At 72.2% G+C, this 1,796-nt stretch carries 2 protein-coding genes; both read right to left on the bottom strand.

Annotated features, from left to right (window positions below):
* The coding region (locus GA0070558_RS32545) for an AMP-binding protein (RefSeq protein ID WP_256092272.1) at positions 1 to 812 on the bottom strand (812 nt) is incomplete at its 3' end.
* 219 nt (positions 813 to 1,031) lie between these two features.
* A partial coding sequence (locus tag GA0070558_RS32540; protein WP_256092271.1) for a condensation domain-containing protein occupies positions 1,032 to 1,796 on the bottom strand: 765 nt, incomplete at its 5' end.

Below are 1,796 nucleotides of genomic sequence, written 5' to 3'. Positions count from 1 at the left end.
CACGCCACATCCATCGGCGTATACGCCGCACCCGCCCGCAACACCCCCAACGCCGCCACCAACGTCCACAAACTCCGATCCAACGCCAACGACACGACATCGCCCACACCGACGCCCGCCGATCGCAGGTATCCCGCCAGCACCGCCGATCGGCGTTCCAACTCCCCGTACGTCAACACCTCACCACCGGCCACGCCCGCCACCGCCTCCGGCGACCGCTGCGCCCAGCCCACTACCAACTCGTGAATCGGCGTGGTCGGCACATCACGTACCGGGCCTCGGCCCCAGCCCAGCAACCGATCCCGTTCCGCCGCCGACACCAGCGCCAACCCCGACAGCCCTCGGTCGGGCTCGCCCGATCCCGCCGTCACCACCGTCACCACCGCGTCCAGCAGCCCTCGCACCCAACCGTCCGAGAACTCCTCCACCGCGAAGTCCACCCGCAGAGCCGACCCGTCACCGGCCATCCACACCACCAGACCGGTATCCACCACATCCGGCCCCACCTCGGCCACCGGCCCATCGGCCAACCCCACCACCACCGGACCCGCCGACTCCGCAGCCGACACCGACAACGGAGCCGCCAACGCCGCAGCCACCCGACCGATCAGGTCACCGAACCCCGGATCACCGGCCACCTCCACCCGTAACACGCCACCCGACGCCAGCCCGAGGACCACCTCTTCCTGACCCGTGTACCGCGCCAACACCCCCACCAGCCCCGCCACCACGGCAGCGCCCGAGGCCGCCGCACCGGCCGGCCACTGCACCGCCTGCCACACCGAACCCGCCCGCGCCGGCCACACCACCACCCGCCGCAGATCACCCACCAGATCGAGGGTCTCGAAGTCGGTGCCGGGGGCGGCGAGCCCCGGAGCCTGGGCCGGACCACCAACGAACCCGACGGACATGAGCCAAACCTCCGATCAGGACCGGCGTCGCCCGTAGGCGGGGCCGGTGCGAAAAGACCCAGGTGAACCCGGTGGACGCGGTCGTCCGCGCCCACCGGCACGAGGGGGTACGACGTGCGGTCAGCGACCCGGAGCCGGCGCGGGACCGGCATCGAGGAAGCGCAGCATGTGGCCGTTCAGCTCCTCGGCGAAGCGGTACGGCAGGTAGTCGGTGCGGATGGTGACGCGCAGGAGGGCGTGGTCGGCGCGGGGCAGCACCTCCACGGTGAGGCCGTTGGACACCTCCCGGGCGTACGGGTCGACGACCTCCTCGGTGCGGCAGCCGGGCAGGTCCAGCGGGAGCACCACGTTGTCCTGGTAGACGAAGGTCGGCAGGCTGGCGACCACCTCGCTGGAGAGCCCGGCCGCGGGATCGTCGGCGGTCTCCGCGAAGGGCACGTCCTGCGCCCGCATCAGGTCGGCGACCGTCTCGTGGACCCGCAGGACGAGCTTGTCGTCCTGCGGCCCGTCGAAGCGCACCCGCACGCAGTTGAGGTTGAGTCGGGTGGTGAACGCGGAGTCGAGCACCCTGCTGCCGCGCTTGGCGACCACCATCAGCAGGCCGATGTCGTCCTGCTGGTGGACGGCGCGCAGGGCGGTGGCGAAGGCGGCGACGAAGTAGCTGGAGCGGCTGAACCGGTGCTCCCGGGCGGCCCGGTCCCACCGCTGCATCACCTCGGGCGGCACCGTCACGGTGTGCCCCGCCTTCGGGCCCCAGGCGAGAGCCTGCTCTAGCGACACGGTCGGCCCACCGTCGCCCTGCCGGGGGAGGCCGTGGAGTTGGCCGCGCCAGTATGCGCGTTGGGCGGGCAGGTCGGCGGCGTCGTGGAGCCGGGCGTACTCGTC

This window comes from Micromonospora haikouensis, assembly GCF_900091595.1.
GTDB lineage: Bacteria > Actinomycetota > Actinomycetes > Mycobacteriales > Micromonosporaceae > Micromonospora > Micromonospora haikouensis.
This window is presented reverse-complemented; position numbering and strand designations above follow the sequence as displayed.